This window comes from Holdemanella hominis, from assembly GCF_014306155.1.
In the GTDB taxonomy this organism is placed as follows: domain Bacteria; phylum Bacillota_I; class Bacilli_A; order Erysipelotrichales; family Erysipelotrichaceae; genus Holdemanella; species Holdemanella hominis.
The window spans coordinates 13,809-35,533 of sequence record NZ_JACRWH010000017.1 but is presented as its reverse complement, the minus strand read 5'-3'; the positions used below and the strand labels follow the sequence as shown (position 1 = coordinate 35,533).

Sequence of the window (21,725 nt, the reverse complement as noted above, 5' to 3'; positions counted from 1 at the left end):
TGGCGATAGCAAAGTGGACACACCTGAACTCATCCCGAACTCAGAAGTTAAGCACTTTCACGGCGACAATAGTTGGGCTTGCCCCTGCGAAGATAGCTAGCTGCCGGGTCCTTTTTTTTGCCTTTTTTTTAATTTTATTGTAAAATCATGAGTTGTATGGAGATTGAAATTATGAAAAAAATTGGATTTAATAATCAAAAATATTTAGAAATGCAGTCAGAGCATATTAAAGAAAGAATTTCTCAATTTGGAGATAAATTATATTTGGAGTTTGGTGGAAAATTATTTGATGATAATCATGCTTCTCGCGTATTACCTGGATTTTCGCCAGATTCAAAATTACAAATGTTGATGCAGTTAAAAGAAGATGCTGAAATTGTCATTGTCATTAATGCTAATGATATTGAACAAAATAAAACTCGTTCCGATTTACAAATTACATATCAAGAAGATGTTTTACGTTTGATCAATGAATTTACTCAACGAGGATTATATGTTGGAAGTGTTGTTGTAACACAATACAATCGTCAAAAAGCAGTTGATTTATTTAAAGCTCGTTTGAAACGTAGAAAAATTGACGTATATTTCCACTACTTTATTGAAGGATATCCTACAGATACTAAAAAAATCATTTCTGATTCTGGATTTGGAAAGAATGATTATGTTAAGACAACAAGACCTTTAGTTGTTGTGACGGCTCCAGGTCCTGGTAGCGGTAAAATGGCTACTTGTTTATCACAGTTATATCATGAACATAAACATGGCATTAAGGCAGGATACGCAAAATATGAAACGTTCCCTATTTGGAATTTACCTTTGAATCATCCTGTAAATTTGGCTTATGAAGCTGCAACTGCAGATTTGGCCGATGTAAATATGATTGACCCATTCCATTTACAGGCTTACAATGAAGTAACAGTTAATTATAATCGTGACATTGAGATTTTTCCTGTCCTAAAGAATATTTTTGAAGAAATATATGGTTCAAGTCCTTATCAAAGTCCAACAGATATGGGTGTAAATATGGCGGGTTTATGTATTAGTGATGATGAAGCATGTTGTAATGCAAGTAACCAGGAAATCATTCGTCGTTATTTTGTAAGTAAAACAAGATATGCTCATGAACTATGTTCATATGAAGAAGTTCAAAAACAAGAAGTTGTTATGAACAAAGCGGGTATTACAGAATTAGATCGTCCTTGTGTTGTTGCTGCACGTAAAAAAGAAGAACAAACTCATTCTTTATCTGGTGCTATTGAATTGGATGATGGAACAATTATTACAGGAAAAACAACGAATTTAATGGGTGCTTGTTCAGCCGTTTTAATGAATGTATTAAAACATCTTGCAGGAATTGATAAAAAGAAAGTTTTAATTTCACCAGAAGCTATTTTACCTATCCAAAACTTAAAAACAGAATATCTTGGTTCGGTAAATCCAAGACTTCATTCAAATGAAATTTTAATTGCGTTATCTGTTTCTGCTTTGCATAGTGAAGATGCAAAAAAAGCATTAGCTATGTTACCAAAATTAAAAGGTATGCAGGCTCATGTGACTTGTGATGTTGCGGATGTAGATTTAAGTATTTATGCGAATTTAGGCATTATGCTTACATATGATGCTAATAAAAAGTAGGAGGTTTCTATGGCAAAATCAATTCCTAGCTCTGGGGCAGGAGCTGTTCGTATTATTTTAAAAAATAAAGATACTTTCCATTTTGATTTAAGAGAAAAGAAAGAAGATAACGGAAAACAAAGTTATTTGTTTGATGTATATTACGAAAATACTGCTGGTACTTTAAATGTATTGATGGATAATGGTGAACCCGTTATTGCAGCATTGAATTTAAGTTTGGGTAAAGTTATCACTTTGTCTAATGATACAAACTTAAAAAAATTATGTAACTATGTAGTAGATAAGGTGAACGCATAATGAAGATAAGATTGCATGTAGTTGTTGACAAAGAAGATGCTGCTGTTGTTGATGTTGTTCAAAACGCATTGAATGAAATTTGTTCAAAGATGTCTTATTCTCCAAGTCGATTACAGCCGAGTTTAGCTGGTTGCATGGAGTTTTATGCGACAAGTGATTTGAGTGAAGATGAAATCGATGATTTATTATCCAAATTGAATAATGACTGGGATGGAGAAAATGATGATTGTCAGGCTTATAGCTTTAATACGACAATGTTTCATCCAAATGTCTACTATTTACAATTCCAATCTTTCTAGGATATATTATGATTGATTACACAGAAGGTTCAAATAAACAATATCATACTCAATTAGAGGAAAATGGTGTTGGAGATTATGTTATTTTAACGGGAGATCCCAAAAGAGTAAAGGATATCGCATCTTATTTAGATGATGCATATTTTGTTGCGGACAACCGTGAATATGTTACATATTCAGGCTATATTAATGGAGTATTATGCAGCGTAGTTTCAACTGGTATTGGTGGAGCCAGTACTGCAATCGCAATGGAAGAGCTTATTCAACTAGGGTGTCATACCTTTTTACGTGTAGGTACATGTGGTGGTATGCGTCTTGATGTTCAAGGTGGAGATATTGTGATTGCAAGTGGTGCCATTCGCCAAGAAGGTACAACACGTGAATATGCACCTATTGAATTTCCAGCTGTTCCTCATTTTGAAGTTTTAAATGCTCAAGTAGAAAGTGCAAAAAAACTTAATCTGCCTTATCATGTAGGTGTTGTTCAAAGTAAGGATTCTTTTTTTGGTCAGCATGCACTGGAAACAATGCCAGTTTATCAAGAGTTGCAAAACAAATGGGATGCGTATTGCAGACTGGATTGTCTGGCTTCGGAAATGGAATCAAGTACTGTGTTTATCGTAGGACAAACTCGTCATGTTCGTAGTGGAGCTATGTTTTTATGTTTAGAGAATCAGGAAAGAGAAAAAGCAGGATTATCAAACATTCAAAATCATGATTTAAAACCATTAATGAAATGTGCTGTTTTAACATTGAAAAATTTGATACAAAAAGATGAGGCTGAGAATCACTAGGATCTCAGCCTTTTTAATGTGTTTGGAATATTGTTGATAATATCTTCTGGCATGAAACTTGCCGAATCTATATCAAGTTTAGCACTTTGCGAATGAATATAGGTAGCACATAGAGCCGCTTGTAAACTATCTTTGCACTGTCCAAGCATCGCAACGACAATACCACATAAAATATCCCCACTGCCGCCTTTTGCCAGACCTGCATTTTGTGCATCTAAAACATAGACACTGCCTTGATGGGCAATATAGGTTTGACTTGATTTTAGTATGAGTACGCAGCTTGGATATTCTTTTGAAAAGTCGCGAGCCACTTCGAATGGATTTGATAAAATGGTAGAAACATGGATACCTGTTAAATCGGACATTTCTTTAATATGCGGAGTTAAAATTGTGGTTTCACTCCGTTTTAATAATTCAATATTCTTTTGTGCAGCCCATAATGCATCGGCATCAAGTACTATTTTTTTGTCACTCTTTAAAGCTTGTTCAACTAAAGCGATAGTAATGTTGTTTTTTTGCATACCATTTCCAATTGAAATAATTGAATAATTGTTAATGTTTTGTTTCAACAAATCAATGGCTTTAGAACTAAATATACCATTGCGATCGGCACATTGAAGAAGCATATAAAAATCGGATTTGATTGCGAGAACATTAGAAATACATTCTGGAACCATCAAAGTAAGAGTACCGATACCACTTTTATAAGCACTAAGACTTGCCATGTGGATTGCACCATGCATGTTTTGACTTCCGCCAATCATTAGGGCTTTTCCAAAAGTTGACTTATGTGCATTCAATGGGCGATTTGGAAGATGAATATCCTCCTCATTTAATATTTTAATTTTGTCCATGCATTTTTGATGAAGAATTTGAGGAATTCCGATATCTACGAGATATAATTTGCCACAATGATTTTTTCCTTCATTTAGCCATTGTCCTTGTTTGTAGCAATCCAAGCTAATTGTGTAATCTGCATGAATGGCGCATCCTAGAACATTTCCCATAGTGGAATCAATGCCACTAGGCATATCAATACTGATAATGGTGGACTGAGATGTGTTTACATTTTGAATCATAGTTTTATAAAATCCGGTAATATCTCTAGATAATCCATTGCCAAAAAGGCAATCAATATAAATGTCATAAGTGACATTAGGAAGATTTTTGCAGAATGGAATTTTTAAATTTTGTACCATTTGAAATTGAATTTTTTCATCTTCCGACATCTTTTTGATTTCTGGAACCACAACATATAGATTTGGATATTTAGGCTGTAGAAGTCTAGCGATTGCTAATCCATCGGCACCATTATTTCCAGGACCGCAAAGAATACAGATAGATTGGTTTGTATTTGTGATTTGTTCAATAATTTCGGCTGATTTTAAAGCTGCATGTTCCATCAAAATCAAACTTGGAATCTGGTATGTTTTGATGGCTGCATGATCAATGTTTCGAGCCGTAGTTTGCGTATGTATATAGGCTGGATACATAATCTCACACTCCTTATCTTTACTATACTCTTAATGTTTAAAAAATCATAATACTTTTAAGGATGTATGTTATAATTATGAAATTGGGGGTATTTATTTTATGTCGAAATCTTCAGCGGCTAAAAAGTCGATTATTGTTGGCGGCCTGATAGGAACAGGCGGTCTATTTGTATCAAAACTAATTGGATTGGCTTATACAATTCCATTTTCATATATACTTCAATCGGAAGCGTATCAGTCTGTATATGCACAATCTTATAATATATATGCGTATTTATTGACGATATTTCAGTCGGGAGTCCCTTTTGCCGTGGCCACACTTGTAGCTCGTTATATTGCTTTAGAAGATGCGAAAAGTGTTATTCTGGTAAAGAAAATTGCTTTTGCGATTTTAGGCTTAACGGGATTTGTTGGAATGATCCTCTTATTTACTTTATCGAATGTAATTGCGCCAGCTATGGTCGCCAAGAATGCCGATATCATGGCAAATTGTTTGAAAATATTATCTCTAGCGATTTTTCTTGTTCCTGTATTATCTGCATTTAGAGGATATTATCAAGGCTTAAAAGAAATGGAAGAATATGCTTTTTCACAAGCTTTTGAACAAGTGTTCCGCGTTGCCTTTTTACTAAGTGCAGCATGCCTTGTAGTCTATGCGTTTGGATGGGATAAAAAGTATGCATTATATGCGGCGGTTATGTCAACTTCTGTGGCAACGATTGCGGCAATTTCTCAATTTGCGTATTTTGATCGTAAACACCAATGTGTAGTGGATGAAATGGTACAAAGACAAACGACACGTTCTCATTCAGCTAAGAAAATCTTCAGAGAAATTCTTATCCTAGCTATTCCTTATTTAGTGGTTGCGATTTTAGGAAATATTGACCAGGTATTTAATGGTTTCTTACTTCCTACAGGATTAAAAATGCATTATAATGCCAAAGATACAACGACTGTCATTTCTGCATCAAATTATGTGGCAGGTAAATTAAATGCGATCCCAATGATTTTGGGCCCTGGTTTTGCGACAGCGATAATTCCGCATATTTCAGAGGCTTTGTCAAAGAAAAATTATAAGTTAGTTAAGAAAAATGTGTTGGATAGTATCAACGTAGTTTTATATGTAGCTATTCCTGTATCGTTCTGTATTTTTGCGTATGCAGGACCATTGAATTACACGTTATATTATTCCGAAAACTTAGAATTGTGTACATTCGTTGTACAATGGATGGCTTTGGAAGGTTTCTTATCTACATTAGCTCCGTTAGTTACGAATTTAATGGTTTCTTTGGAATTAAGAAAAAATGTATTAAAAAATCTTGCGATTGGTGTATTGATCAAAGGAGTTCTTTTGATTCCATTTGTATGGATCATGGGGATCGCGGGTGCTGTTATTTCAAGTTTTATTGGTACAGGATATATTATTTATAAAAATTTAAAAGAGATTCAAGATGTATACAACATTTCATATCGTAAAACTTTAATTATTGTAGTGCGTATTTTGATTGGATTGTTAGCGTTATGGATTACTTCAATACTTCTATCTAAAGTTGGATTGTATGGTGTTGAAGGATCAAAACTTTCATGTTTGTTCAAGATGTGTTTAAATGGTTTATTAAGTGTAATTGTATATGTGGTAGTTACTTTGTATTTAAAAGTTCCACAAAATATTTTTCACTTTCAACTAAGAAAGAAATCGGGTGTATAAAATGTATGATGTAGTAGTTGTTGGAGCTGGACATGCCGGAATTGAGGCTTGTTTAGCGGCGAGTCGAATGAATAAGAAAACGGCTATCGTAACTTTAAGTAAAGATATGATTGGTTCGATGCCATGTAATCCTAGTGTAGGTGGACCGGCAAAAGGAATCGTAGTTCGAGAAATTGATGCCTTGGGTGGTATGATGCCTATTGCGGCAGATAAGACGGCTTTACAGTTTAAGATGTTGAATACGACAAAAGGACCTGGAGTATGGAGTTTACGTGTTCAAAGCGATAAGATTGCCTATAAACGTTTTATGAAAAAGGCATTAGAAGAACAGGATAATTTAGATATTATTGAGGCAGCATGTAAAATTGTTGTAATCAAGGATGGAACAGCCTGTGGTGTTGAGTTAGAAGATGGAACATTTATTGAAAGTAAGACGGTTGTTTTGACAACAGGTACTTATATGGCAAGTAATGTTTTAAGAGGACATACTTCCACTGTTTCTGGTCCAGAAGATCAAAGGACGGTTAATACGTTGTCAGAATCATTGCGTGAGGCTGGAATTAAAACTTTCCGTTTAAAGACGGGAACACCAGCTCGTATTAAAATGGATACAATTGATTTTTCAAAGACAGAACCACAACCAGGGACAAATCAATTTTTGCGCTTTAGTGAAACAACAAAACAAGAGGATGTATTGCCTTTTGAAAAACAAGAGATTTGCCATTTAATTTATACACAGCCAGAAACGCATGAAATCATTCATACACATTTGCATGATTCTGCAATGTATTCTGGGTTAGTAAAAGGGGTAGGTCCTCGTTATTGCCCAAGTATTGAAGATAAATTGGTTCGTTTTGCGGATAAAGAAAGACATCAGCTTTTCTTAGAGCCTGAATCTAAAGAATTAGATACAATTTACATTCAAGGATTCTCAACATCAATGCCTATTGATGTACAGGAAAAGATGGTTCATTCTTTGCCGGGACTTGAAAATTGTGTGATTGAAAAATATGCGTATGCGATTGAATATGATGCGATTGATCCACTTCAGATGAAGCCGAATATGGAAAATAAAATTGTTGAGAATTTATTTACTGCAGGACAGGTCAATGGTACGAGCGGATACGAAGAAGCAGCTGGTCAAGGATTGATGGCTGGGGCGAATGCGGCATTGAAAGTGGATGGTAAAGAACAATTTGTTCTTCGTCGTGATGAAGCTTATATTGGTGTCATGTTAGATGATTTATGTACAAAAGGAACAAAGGAACCTTATCGTTTATTAACTTCAAGAGCGGAATATAGATTGTTGTTACGTCATGACAATGCGGATCAAAGATTGCTTGAAAAAGGCTATGAAATTGGTTTGGTTTCACAAGAAAGATATGATGCATATAAAAAGAAGATGAATGATATTGAGGTTGCTCGAGAAGAACTTTCAAATGCACATATTAAACCGAATAGTGAAGTCAATGAATATCTTGATAGCTTGGGCTTTGATCCATTGGCACATGGATGTAGTGCATTGGATTTAATTAAACGTCCAAAAATTACAGTTAAGGGCTTGGCAAAATATACGGGATTGGATTACGAAACTCAAATCAATGAGCAGATTGAGATCCAGACAAAGTATGCTGGTTATATTGCCAAGGCAAAGCGCGATGCGAAACATTTACAGCAGATGGAAAAAATGAAGCTTCCTGCAGATTTGGATTATGAAAATATGGATAATTTATCTTTGGAGGCAAGACAAAAATTAACAGCTATCAAGCCTTTAACATTAGGACAAGCAAGTCGTATTTCTGGTATAAATCCTAGTGACATTGCGATTTTAGCTATGCGTGTGAAATAATTTACATTGAAATCGCTTTCTATTATATGCTATAGTAAAAAGGGGATAAAAGTATGAAGGGAAAACGAAAAAAAGTTCAACATTTCTTTGTATATATCGCAATGCTGGTTATGTCTGGCTTTTTAATCATGGGTGGTTTGCAGCAATTGTCAATGACGCATGAGTTAAAGTCGAGTATTGTTCAAAAGGAAAAAGAAAAAAAAGAATTGTCTTCTAAAAAGAAAGAATTGGAGAAGGCAAAACAGAATCTGACAAATCCAGATTATGTTGAATATATTGCGCGTGGAAAATACTTAGTGACAAAAGAGGGGGAGCAAGTATTTAAATTTCCAAGTAAAGACTAACTAGGCCGTTTGGTCTAGTTTTTTTTGTGTGGAAAATAAAAAAGTGCCGAAGAAGCACTTTTTATATCTATATGGTGAGGCCGATGCGATTTGAACGCACACGAGCATAACTCACTACCCCCTCAAAGTAGCGTGTCTACCAATTCCACCACGGCCTCATAGTGTTAAAATATTACACTATTTTACTGAGTTTGGCAACACATTCAAGTCCGGTTGTTTGACAAAACATGTCTACAGGTTGAACGTATTCGCATTGGTATCCATAATTTTTAAAGATTTTTAAATCTCGTGATAACGTTTTAGGATTGCAAGAAACGTATATAATCTTTTCGGGCTGCATGGTCACCGTATCTTGGATTCCATTTTCTGCCATTCCTTTTCTTGGTGGATCAATAAAGACGACATCAATTTTATCGCTTTTACGTTCGTGTGCAAAATCTGTGGCATCCTGACAAACATAGTGACAATTATCAAGGTGATTCATTTTTGTATTGTCGTTGGCATTATCAACGGCTTCTTTAACGATTTCAACACCAATCACGCTTTTCGCATGTTTACTGACAGCCATACCAATGGTACCTGTGCCTGCATACATATCAATGCATGTTTCGTTTCCAGAAAGATTAGCGGCTTTAATGGCTTGATTGTACAAAACTTCCATCTGTATAGGGTTGACTTGGAAGAAGGATTTAAAGTGCAATTTCACTTTGTTACCTAAACATTTTTCAATGATGTAGTCATTTCCATATAAGACTTTATATGTATCACCTAAGATCACGTTGTCATTTCGTGTGTTGTAGTTAAATACAATACTTGTGATGTTTGAGAATGTGTTTTTTAATAGTTTAGACAAAGACAAAATATTCTTTTCATTTTTACCAATAAATACCACTTGAATTTCATCTGTACTTGAGTGGCGGATAAAGATGTGGCGTAAGCCTTCTGCCATTTCAATTGTGATATGTTTTTGAATGAAGCCAAAGATTTTATTGATTGTAAAATCTTGAATCTTGCATTCTTTACATGTCACAACGTCGTTTGAATGTTGGCGATAAAAACCCATCAGGACCTTACCATCTTTGATTTTAACCGGAAACTGTGCTTTGTTACGATAGTACCAAGGAGAATCCATACCTAGTATTGACTTTACTTCAATATCTTCAAATAATTTTTTGACATGTTTATATTTATAGTCTAATTGATAAGCATACTTCATGTGTTGAAGTTGGCACCCACCACATGTTTTAGCTACTTCACAAGTAAGTTCTTGGCGATTTATACTTGGCTTTAAAAGTTGAGTAATTATGCCAAAAGCATATTTTTTGTTGACTTTTACGATTTTGATTTTTGCCTTTTCACCAATCAATAAGTTTGGCACAAAGACAACCATATCGTCAATTTTTACAACACCACTATTTAAATCTGTATCATCGATACATGTTACAATATATTCTTCATTTTTTTTCATACATATTTATGATATCTAAAAAAACAAGAATTGACAAATGGAATTATTATAGTAATATATATAGCGTACTATGTAAAAATATAGCATGCTATGGAAATGAGGTGAGGAAAATGTGTGACAATAATGAGATTGGTTTTTATTTTAGTTTAATCAAGAAAAAAATGGACAAACATATGAATGAAGGTTTAAAAGAATATGATTTAACTAAATCTCAACAAGACGTCTTAGGATATCTACATTTTACGGATAAGGATCCAGTTATTCAAAGAGATATTGAGGAACATTTTCATATTTCGAATCCCACAGTTACAGGGATTTTAAATCGCTTGGAACAGAAGGGGTTTATTGAAAGAAAATTGAATCAAAAGGATAAAAGAGTTCGTGCTATTGTGTTGACTCAAAAAGAGCAGGATCTTCATGAAGATATCGTGAAGCAGATTCGTACAATGGAATCTAGATTTGGAAATGTTTTAGGTGACGAGAAGAAGGTGCAATTGTTAGAAATCTTAAAAGAGCTAGCTGAAAATTTAGAATAATTGAAGATTTAGAATAATGGAGGTTTATTATGGTCAAGACTTTATTGAATGAAGTTAAAGAATATAAAAAGGATACGTTATTGAGTCCGATTTATGTTTCAATCGAAGCCATACTTGAAGTGTTTATTCCATTTTTGATGGCATTATTAGTGGATAATGGTATTGAAAAAGGAAATATGGGTTCAATTTGGTTTTATGGTACTTTAATGTTGGTGGCAGCCTTTGTATCTTTATGGGCTGGTGCTAAAAGTGGAAAGCATGCGGCAATCGCATCGAGTGGTTTTGCGAAGAATTTAAGAAAGGCAGAGTATCGTAATATTCAAAACTTTTCTTTTTCAAATATTGACGCTTATTCAACAAGTGGATTAATCACACGTATGATGACGGATGTGACAAATATACAAAATGCATATCAGATGATTATTCGTGTTTGTGTTCGTGCACCATTGATGTTAATCGCATCTTTGATCATGGCTTTTATCATTAATATACGAATGGCAATGATTTTTGTGGTTACGGTTTTATTTTTGGGAGTCGTTTTGTTTGGAATTATTTTTATTGTAAGTCCCATCTTTAGTCGATTATTTTCTCGCTATGATTTTTTAAATGCGAGTATTCAAGAAAATATTCTAGGCATTCGTGTCGTGAAATCTTTTGTTCGTAAGGATCATGAAATTGAAAAGTTCCGTAATGAAAGTGAGACTATTTTTAGTATTCAAGGGAAAGCGGAAAAAATCTTAGTGTTTAACTCGCCTGTTATGCAGCTTTGTATGTATGGCACAATTATTTTGATTTCGTGGTTAGGAGCTCATCAAATTGTGGCTCAAAACATGACAACCGGAGAATTGATGTCTTTATTTACATATACTGCAAGTATTTTGATGTCATTGATGATGATGAGTATGGTTTTTGTCATGGTGACAATGTCGATTGCGAGTGGAAAACGTATTGCCGAAGTATTAAATCAAGAATCCGATTTAACAAGTCCAGAAAACGGAGTTCAAATTGTGGTCAATGGAACCATTGATTTTGAAGATGTTTCATTTCATTATGGAAATGATGAAGACATTTTAAGTCATATTGATTTGCACATTCCTTCAGGATCAACACTAGGAATTCTTGGAATAACGGGATCTAGTAAATCGAGTTTAGTACAATTGATTCCAAGACTATATGATGTAACACAAGGTAGTGTTAAAGTAGCGGGAATGGATGTTCGTGATTATGATTTAAAAGTATTGCGCGATAATGTGGCCATGGTTCTACAAAAGAATGTTTTATTTTCGGGAACAATCAAAGAGAATATGCGTTGGGGTAATCCAAATGCGACAGATGAAGAGATCATGGAAGCTTGTAAATTAGCACAGGCGGATGAATTTATTCAGTTGATGCCAAATAAATATGATACGTATATTGAGCAAGGTGGTACGAATGTTTCGGGTGGACAAAGACAGCGTTTGTGTATCGCAAGAGCCATACTAAAGAGTCCTAAAATTTTGATTTTAGATGATTCTACAAGTGCCGTGGATACAAAAACCGATGCTTTGATTCGACAAGCATTCTTAGAGAAGATTCCACATACAACTCGAATCATTATTTCACAGCGTGTTTCAAGTATTCAAGATGCAGATCAGATTCTTGTGATTGACGATGGAAAAATTTCTGGTTTAGGTACGCATGAAGAATTATTAAAATCAAATGCGATGTATAAAGAAACGTTTGAAGCACAAAATAATGGAGGTGACTTTGATGAACAATAGAGATACAAATAGTCTAAAGCGAGTTATTAAAGAAACAATCATTTCTTATAAGATTGAAAGTTTTATTGTGCTTGTATTGATCATTGTATCTAGTATCGCCAATGTATATGGAAGCATGTTTTTAAAGAGCTTGATTGATGATTATATTGTTCCGTTATTATCACAAACAGTTCCGAATTATACGCCTTTATTCAATGCATTAATGGAATTGGTAATGATTTATGGTGTTGGTATTTTAGCTACGTATGGATTTAATCGTATAATGGTAACAATTTCATTGGGTACTTTAAAACATATTCGTGATGAATTGTTTGAACATATGCAGACATTGCCATTGTGCTTCTTTGATACACATGCACATGGGGATATCATGTCTGTTTATACAAATGATACGGATACTTTAAGACAGCTAATTTCTCAAAGTATTCCTCAGGTTATTGTATCTTTAATGACGATTATCTCAGTTACGATTTCCATGTTCATCTTAAATGTTCCATTGGCTGTTTTAACAATCGCATGTGGTTTATTGATGGTGTATACTTCAAAAAAGATTTCGGCAAAATCAGGTAAATACTTTATTGCCCAACAAAAACAATTGGGTGTAGAAAATGGTTTTATTGAAGAAATGATGGAAGGAAGTAAAGTCATTAAAGTTTTTACGCATGAAGAACAAAGTATCAAAGATTTTGATCAAGTAAATGATGCGTTGTTTGAAGCAAGTGCCAATGCGAATACGTTTGCGAATGTTTTAATGCCAGTCGTAATGAATATTGGGTACATTTCTTATGTACTTGTTGCGGTAGTTGGTTCTATCTTTGCCCTAAATCATATTGCAGGATTAACATTAGGTGGCATTGCCGCTTTCTTACAATTAAATCGTAGTTTCACAAATCCAATTGGACAAATTAGTATGCAGCTAAATGCAGTAATAATGGCAGATGCAGGAGCTAAGCGTATTTATGAAATCATAGATATGGAAAGTGAAGTGGATGATGGTATCGTGACTTTAGAACAAATTGATCATGATCACTGGGCTTGGCATCATCCAAGAAAAGATGGGCAAGATGAATTGGTTCCACTTCGTGGAGATGTTCGTTTTGAAAATGTGAACTTCTCTTATAATCCAGATAAACAGATTTTATTTGATGTTTCTCTATTTGCGAAACCAGGACAAAAGATTGCCTTTGTAGGAGCTACAGGTGCTGGTAAAACAACAATCACGAATCTAATCAATCGTTTTTATGATATTCAATCGGGTTCCATTACGTATGATGGTATTGATGTAAAACTAATCAAGAAAGCAGATCTTAGAAAATCATTAGGTATTGTATTACAGGATACAAACTTGTTTACTGGTACAATCATGGATAACATTCGTTATGGTCGTTTAGATGCGAGTGATGAAGAGTGTATTGCGGCTAGTAAACTTTCGAATGCACATGAATTTATTAAACACTTAGAACATGGTTATGACACAATGATTCATGCAGGTGGAGAATCTTTATCACAAGGACAAAGACAACTTTTATCCATTGCACGTGCAGCTGTTGCCAATCCTCCTGTTTTGATTTTGGATGAAGCAACAAGTTCCATTGATACACATACGGAGCGTATTGTTCAGGAAGGTATGGATAAGTTGATGGAAGGAAGAACGGTATTTGTGATTGCACATAGACTTTCAACTATCCAAAATAGTGATGCGATCATGGTGTTAGAACAAGGTCATATTATTGAGCGTGGTAATCATGAGGACTTGTTGAAACAAAAGGGTAAATACTATCAATTGTACACGGGTGCTTTTGAGTTAGACTAAATTTTAAATTTAAGCTTGCATATATTTTGATTATGTTATAAAATATATGCGTTGTCGACGTAGCTCAGCTGGATAGAGCATGCGCCTTCTAAGCGCACGGTCGGGGGTTCGAATCCCTCCGTCGACGCCATCTTGTGAATAAAGCCCTTATATAAGGGCTTTTTTTATGCTTAATGGTATTTTTGACGACATTTGTGACGACATTTACATTTTTTTGACAAAAAATAACTAAAACATCATTTATTTAAATTTGTTACGATATTTCTGTTAATTCGCCATTATACAGCTATTTATTCGCCAAGCGATGGCGAGTGCATAACCCTTTAAAATAAAGGCTTACGGCAATTATTTTATTATTTCGCCAAACATTTCATCACAATAAGAGCCATTTGGGATTGCTAAGATTCGGCAGGAAATAGAATAACAAATAAAGATTATAGTCCTTTTGAACTGATTTCAGCTAAAGCATCGAATAGAAAGGCATTAAATACTATAATTAATTTCATTAAAGATAGTGTTTCTTCTGTGGTTGAGCCTACTAAACAAGTCATATTAGAAATGTTATTTGATGATATGAAGGATGTAAATGAGGTAGTTGAGGAATATAACAAATTTAAAAACAATGAATGATTAGAAAAAGCGATACGGTAGCATATGTCTGTGCTTTGTATCGCTTTATTTATTTTTATTCTATCAAATTGGATAGTAAAGTTTGTTATTTACTATAAATATAATGTTTCATGAATCGATCTAATACAATCCATTCTTCTTCGTCTAGTGAGATTAAAGTAGATATGAATTTTCTTTGAATTTTCGCAATATCAGAATCAGAAGAAATAGCGTTTTCAAAGAAATTTCGAATTTCATCTTCTTTTGATTTAGGGGTAAACATCTCACCGTTTCCATTGATTAACCATTCTTTATTTACATTGAATTGGCGACAAATGGCTAATAGATTTCCTTTTGATAGACTGTTTTCACCATTTTCAATTTTAGATACAGCTGCTTTTTTAATCCCTATTATTTCACCAAATTGTTCTTGACTGATTCCTTTACGTAATCTAACTTTCTTAACACGCGTTCCTATTTCATCACTCATTGTAATAAACCTTTCTATTTCATAATTATATGTAAGAAAAGTATCTTTAATCAACGTAATCGTTTGACCAAGTTTATGAAAGATACTATAATGTTTCTTGTAGATACTTAGGGAGTATATTATGGAAAATATAACTTTGGAAGAGCTAGAGATTTTGAAAAGTATTAAAGAATCTTTAAAAAATCTTGATGAGAAAGAGTTGAATGAAACATTGGATTTCATGAATAAACTTAAAGCTGAAAAGAATACTTCTAATTGTTAATGAATCTGTATTTTTGATATCTCACAGAAAGGTAAGGATAGTTTAATGAAAAAGGAAAAATTATTATCAAGTCTTGCTGCTACTAGTTTAGTGTTGACACAGGCAGGACAGTTAAGTGTATTTGCAGAAGAAAATAACAATAGCGTAATAGAACCTGCAACATCAGAAAAAGAAACTACGACTATAGGAAAGACAGAAAAAGAATTGTTACAAGAAAAAATCGATGAGGCTCAGAAGAAAGCTGATGAAGCAAAAAAAGCAGAAGAAAAAGCTCAAAAGGATTATGATACATACAACGAAGGCACTTATATTCCTACAAAGGTAAATGTCAATACATTAAAGAGCAACTATGACGCATCTTCTTTAGAAGCACAGAAAGCTATTGTAAGCGAGTTAGAAAAACAAGTGGTCAATCTAGAAGAAAATCAAAAGAAATTAGGACAAGCCAATGAACAGAAAAAGTCATTGCAGACACAATTGGATGAAACAACAAATGCACTTGCCGATGCTAACTCTAAATTACAGGAAGCTCAGAAAAAATATGATGCTTTACTAAACGGAACATCTGAAGAAGAGATTTCAAAAGATGTTGAAGAAAAAGGAAAAGCTTTAGCAGAAGCTCAAAAATCTTTAGAAGAGGCACAAACAACTGTTTCAATCTTAACACAACAAAAGGCAGAAGCCGAAGCAAAAGTAACAGAAGCTACACAGAATGTAGAAAATGCACAAAAAGCCTATGCAGAAGCACAGACAAGTGTGAATGAGGCACAAAAAGCATTAGATACTGCCGTAGCTAACTACAATGAAAAAAAGGCAATCTACGATGGTGCAAGTGATCCTACAATCAAAGCTCAGTATGAGGCAGATATCAAAAATGCAGAAAATGAATTAGTCACTGCACAGACAAATCTACAAGTCGCACTTGAAAATCAAACAGCAAAAGCAAATGCTGTAACAAGTGCAGAAAAAAGCCTTTCAGATGTCAATCAGGAAATTCTTAATTTAGATGCACAAATTACAGAGAAGCAAAAGGCTTTAGATGTACTAAATCAAACTATCAACGATGCAGAAACTGCATTAAATGAGGCAAAGGCACAGTTAGAGACTGCGAAAGCAAATCAAGCATCTAAAGAAAAAGAATTAGAGACTGCGAAAGCAAATCTAGAAAAAGCAAAACAGGATGTTGCAACACAACAGAGCAAGGTAAATGAAGCTCAGGAAGCGGTCATTGCACAGGAAAAGGTGGTTACGCAATTACGAGTAGACAAAGAACAAGCTCAAGCAAAAATCGAACAAGGATCAAAAGGATTCTTTGAAGCTTACGGATACACAGATGCTTTAAAAATCTTAGAGGAACAAAGCACTGCAAATGGTGGAAGTACGAATATCGGAGCAGAAAATGATGCAACAAGTTTAGAAAACTTTAAACGTGCATTAAGTATGGTACGATATGGAAATGCTTTAAGAACCAGTGACACAAACTTCACAGGACGAGAAGATTTAAAAGTAAATCCAACATTGTTTGCGATTGCACAAGTGCAAATCAATGCGACAGCCAATGGAAAAGTATTTGGACACTCTGGACTATATAATGTTGGTGAAAATATCACTGCCTCTTCTATTCAAAAAGATGATCAGAATTTATACAAAGGATGGTATGATTCAGAAAAGCAAGTCTATGATTATATCACTGCCAAAGGGTGGACAATTACCGAAGTACGAAATGATGAAACTAAATACAATGAGGTCATGAATGCTGTAGGACATGGAAATATCCAAATTGGACACTACAAAAATCTAATTGGATTAAACAGTGATGTAACAGGAACAGCCTATATCTATTCGAAGACACCTGCTCCAGATGGATACAGATGCAATGCGGGACAAGTGTTTGATTATGTAGCTCGTTCCAACTATATTACGGAAGTCAATACGATGACCATTGATGAATTTGAAGCTCAGTTCAATGAATACTATAACAAGCTGATGAATGCAGATGGTATCTTGAAGGATGGAGAGTTAAAATTAGAAGCTCTAAAGGCAGAGTTGGAAAATCAGAGACAAGTTTTAGGTACTAAGACTGCGGCTCAGACAAATGCACAAACAAATGTAGCAACTGTGCAAACACAGGTTACACAGGCAACCAATGCGACTGCACGTGCTGAGGCAGATGTAGCGACTAAGCAGGCGGCATTTGACAAGTTGCGCGATGATGATACTGCTTTAAATATGGCAAAGGAAATTGTCGGCTTAAAGACACAGAAAACACAGTTAGAAACTGTTGATCGTGCAGAGGCACAAAAAGCTCTTGAAAATGCTCAACAAGAGAAGAAGGCTGCAGATCAGAATGTTGAAAGCAAAAAAGGTATCGTAAATGATGCACAAGCAACTTTGAAAAAGAGAAAAGATATCTTAGATGAAGCAAATAAAGGTATCGAAACTGCAAAAGCAAATCTGGATGTGGCAGAAAAAGATGTTGATGCTAAATCAAAGGTTTTAGGCGAAGCTAAAAATAACGAAAGAACTAAGAAGGCTTTATATGAGGCAAGTCAGGCAACATTAGAGACTGCAAAAGAAGATGCTCAACAAAAAGTGGATGAGTTAGAAACTGCAAAAGCAGAAGAAGCTGAAAAAGCAAGTGCGGTACAGACTGCAAAAGCTGAGCTTGATAAAGCTACTTTAAAACAAAAGAGTTTAAATGATTTGAAAGCAGAGATTGCAGATACTCAGGAACAGATTGGTGCATATCAAAAAGCAATTGAAGGCTTCAACGGAGCTATTACAAAATTAGATGAAACTATTGGTCAATTAGAAAATGAGCAAGCTTCTATTGAAGATGTCAAAGGACAAGTCGAAAAAGCATATGAAGCTTATAAGAAGTTAAGTGCAGATCCAACAGGGTTCATGGATGTCGTTGACAGTGACAATGATGTTGTACTTGGATTATATTCAAAAATGGGTTCTATGCGAACTGCATACGAGGAATATGCAACTGCTTTAAATGTGTTCTTAGGTGTAGAAGCTCAATGGAATGCAAATAAAGAACAATTGGAAAGTGCAAGTCGTGACTACGAAACTGCAAAAGCTGAGCTTGATAAAGCAAATAAAGCTTTGACTTCTTATCTAGATAAGATCAAAAAAGAAGAAGAGGCTAAGAAAGCCGAAGAAGAGGCAAAGAAAAAAGCAGAAGAGGAAGCTAAGAAGGCAGAGGAGGAAGCTAAGAAAGCTCAGTCTGAAGCTCAGAAAAAGACAGATACAGTCAATACGGGTGCAGGAACTGCTTTAGGATTCTATGCATTAAGTGGTGTTCTAGGATTAGCAGGTGTTGCATTTACTGGAAAACATGCTCGAAAAGAAGATTAATTATTCTTTCGACTGCAGAAAATAAAACTAATGAAGGAGAGAAATATTCTCTCCTTATTTTATAGAAAAGAGGATAGATTTACTTATGCCATATCGAATAAAAGTACAGAATAAAATGGGGGATTGGTATCAAATTTTTCCAGATGACGTAATGCTAAAATCTTTTTTGAAAGTAATGAAGGAACAAGGTGCTATTTTTCAAGAGGATGGGAGTTTTACTTGTGAAATTTATGAAATACAAACCGTAATTGATTCTATTGAAGAATATATTAAAGATAAACAAAAAGAATTTAATTCGCCTCGTGCATTGCACACAAGGATTCAAATAAGACAACTAGAAATGAATAAGGGTATTTATAAGGTTGTTCCAAATAGTTTATTTGATTTAACAAATGACTTTGTACCATCAACTCAAAAAAAGAATACGGGATATGCATTAGAACCGACATGGAGAATCATTGAAAAGAATGCAATAACATGGATCATGTTTATGAACTATAACTTCATTAAATTCATTGAAAGTTCTATAGTGCGTGTAGACGAGACACATTTCAAACTACAAGATGGTGAAAAAATAAGAATCATAGGGGAATTTAGAAAATAAAAGGTGTAAATGAATAAATAATATTTATTTGAAAACATTTTGAAAACCTTCATAAAATTATGTGATATGTGATTAGTGATTAATGACTTATAAATAACTCCTTATTTTAATATCACAAATCACACAATATAAATGCTCTCCAGTAAAGTGTTATGAACTCTCATAACACATTTTTTGAAACCTACCAGGATATATAAAACAACAATAGAAGAGACAACTTAATGCCTCTTCTATATTTTGATTACAAGAATGGATCATCATGCTCTTTAGCGGCTTTCTGCTTCTTTTCGTAATCATTCTTCTTTTCTTCAAAGTGCTGTTTCAAATACCCTGTATTTTTCACTTCTCCATTTTGAGTATTTTTATTGTAATAACTCTTTTCATTTGGATAGTATTGAATCTCTTCTCCATCCTCAAAGAATACCTGAGCCGTCTTATTTTCCTTCACCCAAAACATATGATCTATAGGTACATCAATGTAATCCTTTGTATATGGTACACGAACATGATACACACCATTTTCATTTGGTCGAACTGAATCAAACATCTTAATATCGACAGTAAATACAAATCCATTATTTTTTTCAATGGTTCTAACTCGTTTGTACATTTCAGTGATGTCTTGTTTACGCCCTTCAGAAATTCGTTGTAAGTTATTTCCACTTACACATTCAACGACATCTCCATCTTCATTCAATAAATCAACATCCATATCATTTACTAAGTACACCTGTCCTTTGTCGTACTTATTCCATATAATTGCATCTTTCAAAATATATGTATATTTATCTGTATATGGTATTTTTACAAAATATTCAGTGTCGGTTGATTTTTCAAAATCAATCATATTCTTAGTGATTTGAATTGACGGAATCAAATCTTCACTTTCTTTTAGCTTCATTTCTTTCGCATCATCCAAAAGCACTTTTTCATATTTCAGATAAGATAGCTCGGCAACCTCATGCTGATATTTTATCTTTTCTTTTTGAAATTCAAGCATAGCATTTCTGACTTCATCAATTCCAAGATTGCCAAGTGTTTCTTTTATTTTTAAAAACATACGAACCTCAGATGGAATTTTTTCTGTTGGAATCTTATGCCATTGTAGTTCTTCCTGATACACACAATAATGATTGTAGTACTTTAAATACATGTCATACAATTCAACTTGTTTTGTTTTTCTAACAAAATCTTTTTCATTTTCTTTTAAATCTGACTCCATTTTTTCAATCTTAGTATTCAATGAACGTGTTGTTAAAATCAAGCTTTCAAATGAATGAATATTGTATTTATCATACAGATCAATCTGATTGTACATCTTTTCTAATTCGTTAATTGTCTTCAAACTTGCAAAGGAATATTGTGGATATCTACTTTTATCGTATCTATCTTCTCTTCGATATTGACTTAGCATTTTCTGACTACTCGAAAGACTTGCCACATAATCCATCATTCGATTTGCAATAAATCGTCCGTATTCTTCTTCCATTTTTTTCAATTGGAATCTTCTTAGCTCTTCATCTTCCCAATAATGTCTTGACTGTCTCGCAAAAAAATACATCAATTCTTTTTGTGTATATCCCTCACCTAGTGTGTCTAATCGAAAATATTTTCTTGCTCCCACAGGACGAACAGAAATATGTTTTCCTTTTTTCACTTCGTACCCATTGTGCGACAATAACTCTAATAATTCATTTGTACTACTTACGATTTTTTTATACTCATCAATCTCATTTTTCAAAACTTCTCGCCAACGATATTTCGCATTTAAATTTATCAAGTATGTAGGAATTGTATTTTCTTTTTCAAAATGTCCAATCAATTTTGCATCGTCAATAATTTTACATCCATGTTCTTTTGCAATCGTATCAGACACTTCTCTTAATTTCATCAAACCCTCATCGCCATAAAAATCGCTTCTTAATTTTTTTCCAGAGAGACTTGTTGCATTGATAATAAAGTGATTATGTAAATGAGCTTTATCTTGGTGAGTTGTCACCAAAACCTGATAATTGGGATACATTCTTTTTGCCAATTCGATTCCCATCTCATGAACTTCGAGTGCATCCACTGGATCATTATAGTAAAAAGATTGTACCTGATGGTACGCAATAATCTTATCTTTTTCATTTCCAAAAGCTGATTGAATATGTTCCATTTCTTCCGTGACAAAATTTGGATTACAGTTTATTCCACTTACCAATCGATTATTTAAAGTCTTGACAGTAACATCTACATCCTCATTGTTTATGTTTTTTGTTTTTGTTTCATTCACAGTATACTTAATTGCTTTTTGCAAATCATCTTCAACAACCGCACATTTATGTTTTGCACTAACATACTTCGTAGCCTCTTTCAGTGACTTTGTTATTGCCCATCTTTTTGTAATTGGCATGACACC

Annotated in this window: 17 protein-coding genes, 2 tRNA genes and 1 rRNA gene; 15 read left to right on the top strand and 5 right to left on the bottom strand. The window is 34.0% G+C overall.

Annotated features, from left to right (window positions below; all coding sequences use genetic code 11):
* The 5 genes from rrf to H8911_RS05825 all read left to right on the top strand — a co-directional run.
* A 5S ribosomal RNA gene (rrf, locus tag H8911_RS05845) occupies window positions 1–109 on the top strand; the annotation flags it as partial.
* A gap of 62 nt (window positions 110–171) precedes the next feature.
* Window positions 172–1,635: a DUF1846 domain-containing protein gene (locus tag H8911_RS05840; protein WP_117926579.1), complete on the top strand. Its 1,464-nt coding sequence runs from the start codon at window positions 172–174 to the stop codon at window positions 1,633–1,635.
* Window positions 1,636–1,644: 9 nt separating this feature from the next.
* Window positions 1,645–1,932, top strand: coding sequence for a hypothetical protein (locus H8911_RS05835; RefSeq protein ID WP_117926580.1), 288 nt, complete (start codon window positions 1,645–1,647; stop codon window positions 1,930–1,932).
* Window positions 1,932–2,231, top strand: a complete 300-nt coding sequence (locus H8911_RS05830) for a hypothetical protein (RefSeq protein ID WP_117926581.1) — start codon at window positions 1,932–1,934, stop codon at window positions 2,229–2,231. Before H8911_RS05835 ends, H8911_RS05830 begins: the two co-directional genes overlap by 1 nt.
* A gap of 8 nt (window positions 2,232–2,239) precedes the next feature.
* The gene (locus tag H8911_RS05825; protein WP_222620968.1) at window positions 2,240–3,025 is read left to right on the top strand and encodes a nucleoside phosphorylase; all 786 of its coding nucleotides are present in this window, start codon (window positions 2,240–2,242) and stop codon (window positions 3,023–3,025) included.
* Here the strand turns inward: H8911_RS05825 and H8911_RS05820 are convergent.
* Window positions 3,022–4,518: an NAD(P)H-hydrate dehydratase gene (locus H8911_RS05820; protein ID WP_186998984.1), complete on the bottom strand. Its 1,497-nt coding sequence runs from the start codon at window positions 4,516–4,518 to the stop codon at window positions 3,022–3,024. The two genes, H8911_RS05825 and H8911_RS05820, sit on opposite strands and share 4 nt — an antisense overlap.
* Window positions 4,519–4,618: 100 nt before the next feature.
* On the opposite strand from H8911_RS05820, the gene H8911_RS05815 reads away from it, so the two are divergent.
* The 3 genes from H8911_RS05815 to H8911_RS05805 are packed head-to-tail and all read left to right on the top strand — an operon-like array spanning window position 4,619 to window position 8,419.
* A complete protein-coding gene (locus H8911_RS05815) occupies window positions 4,619–6,226 on the top strand; it encodes an oligosaccharide flippase family protein (RefSeq protein WP_186998983.1) in 1,608 nt (535 codons plus the stop codon).
* Between the two features lies 1 nt (window position 6,227).
* Entirely contained in the window at window positions 6,228–8,075 is a 1,848-nt protein-coding gene (mnmG, locus tag H8911_RS05810) for a tRNA uridine-5-carboxymethylaminomethyl(34) synthesis enzyme MnmG (RefSeq protein WP_186998982.1), read from the top strand.
* Between the two features lie 53 nt (window positions 8,076–8,128).
* On the top strand, window positions 8,129–8,419 hold the full coding sequence (locus tag H8911_RS05805; RefSeq protein ID WP_117926585.1) for a septum formation initiator family protein: 291 nt from the start codon (window positions 8,129–8,131) through the stop codon (window positions 8,417–8,419).
* A 72-nt stretch (window positions 8,420–8,491) separates the two neighbouring features.
* Here H8911_RS05805 and H8911_RS05800 read toward each other — a convergent pair.
* Window positions 8,492–8,577, bottom strand: a tRNA-Leu gene (locus H8911_RS05800).
* Window positions 8,578–8,591: 14 nt separating this feature from the next.
* The gene (rlmD, locus tag H8911_RS05795) at window positions 8,592–9,887 is read right to left on the bottom strand and encodes a 23S rRNA (uracil(1939)-C(5))-methyltransferase RlmD (protein ID WP_186998981.1); all 1,296 of its coding nucleotides are present in this window, start codon (window positions 9,885–9,887) and stop codon (window positions 8,592–8,594) included.
* A 110-nt stretch (window positions 9,888–9,997) separates the two neighbouring features.
* Here rlmD and H8911_RS05790 point away from each other — a divergent pair, with 110 nt between their 5' ends.
* The 4 genes from H8911_RS05790 (at window position 9,998) to H8911_RS05775 (ending at window position 14,126) form a co-directional block, all read left to right on the top strand.
* Window positions 9,998–10,423: a MarR family winged helix-turn-helix transcriptional regulator gene (locus H8911_RS05790; protein WP_186998980.1), complete on the top strand. Its 426-nt coding sequence runs from the start codon at window positions 9,998–10,000 to the stop codon at window positions 10,421–10,423.
* Window positions 10,424–10,452: 29 nt separating this feature from the next.
* Entirely contained in the window at window positions 10,453–12,183 is a 1,731-nt protein-coding gene (locus H8911_RS05785; RefSeq protein ID WP_186998979.1) for an ABC transporter ATP-binding protein, read from the top strand.
* Window positions 12,173–13,996 (top strand): ABC transporter ATP-binding protein, encoded by a 1,824-nt coding sequence (locus tag H8911_RS05780; RefSeq protein ID WP_186998978.1) that lies wholly within the window; start codon window positions 12,173–12,175, stop codon window positions 13,994–13,996. The genes H8911_RS05785 and H8911_RS05780 overlap by 11 nt, the downstream gene beginning before the upstream one ends.
* Window positions 13,997–14,049: 53 nt before the next feature.
* Window positions 14,050–14,126, top strand: a tRNA-Arg gene (locus H8911_RS05775).
* A gap of 585 nt (window positions 14,127–14,711) precedes the next feature.
* Here H8911_RS05775 and H8911_RS05770 read toward each other — a convergent pair.
* The gene (locus H8911_RS05770; protein ID WP_186998977.1) at window positions 14,712–15,095 is read right to left on the bottom strand and encodes a helix-turn-helix domain-containing protein; all 384 of its coding nucleotides are present in this window, start codon (window positions 15,093–15,095) and stop codon (window positions 14,712–14,714) included.
* A gap of 121 nt (window positions 15,096–15,216) precedes the next feature.
* Here H8911_RS05770 and H8911_RS05765 point away from each other — a divergent pair, with 121 nt between their 5' ends.
* The 3 genes from H8911_RS05765 (at window position 15,217) to H8911_RS05755 (ending at window position 19,324) form a co-directional block, all read left to right on the top strand.
* Window positions 15,217–15,357, top strand: coding sequence for a hypothetical protein (locus tag H8911_RS05765; protein ID WP_003865986.1), 141 nt, complete (start codon window positions 15,217–15,219; stop codon window positions 15,355–15,357).
* A 45-nt stretch (window positions 15,358–15,402) separates the two neighbouring features.
* Entirely contained in the window at window positions 15,403–18,720 is a 3,318-nt protein-coding gene (locus H8911_RS05760; protein WP_186998976.1) for a coiled-coil domain-containing protein, read from the top strand.
* An 85-nt stretch (window positions 18,721–18,805) separates the two neighbouring features.
* Window positions 18,806–19,324 carry a hypothetical protein gene (locus tag H8911_RS05755; protein ID WP_186998975.1) on the top strand — a complete coding sequence of 173 codons (519 nt, stop codon included), beginning with the start codon at window positions 18,806–18,808 and terminating at the stop codon, window positions 19,322–19,324.
* 241 nt (window positions 19,325–19,565) lie between these two features.
* Here the strand turns inward: H8911_RS05755 and H8911_RS05750 are convergent, their stop codons facing one another.
* Window positions 19,566–21,719, bottom strand: coding sequence for a relaxase/mobilization nuclease domain-containing protein (locus tag H8911_RS05750; protein WP_186998974.1), 2,154 nt, complete (start codon window positions 21,717–21,719; stop codon window positions 19,566–19,568).
* Window positions 21,720–21,725: the final 6 nt, after the last annotated feature.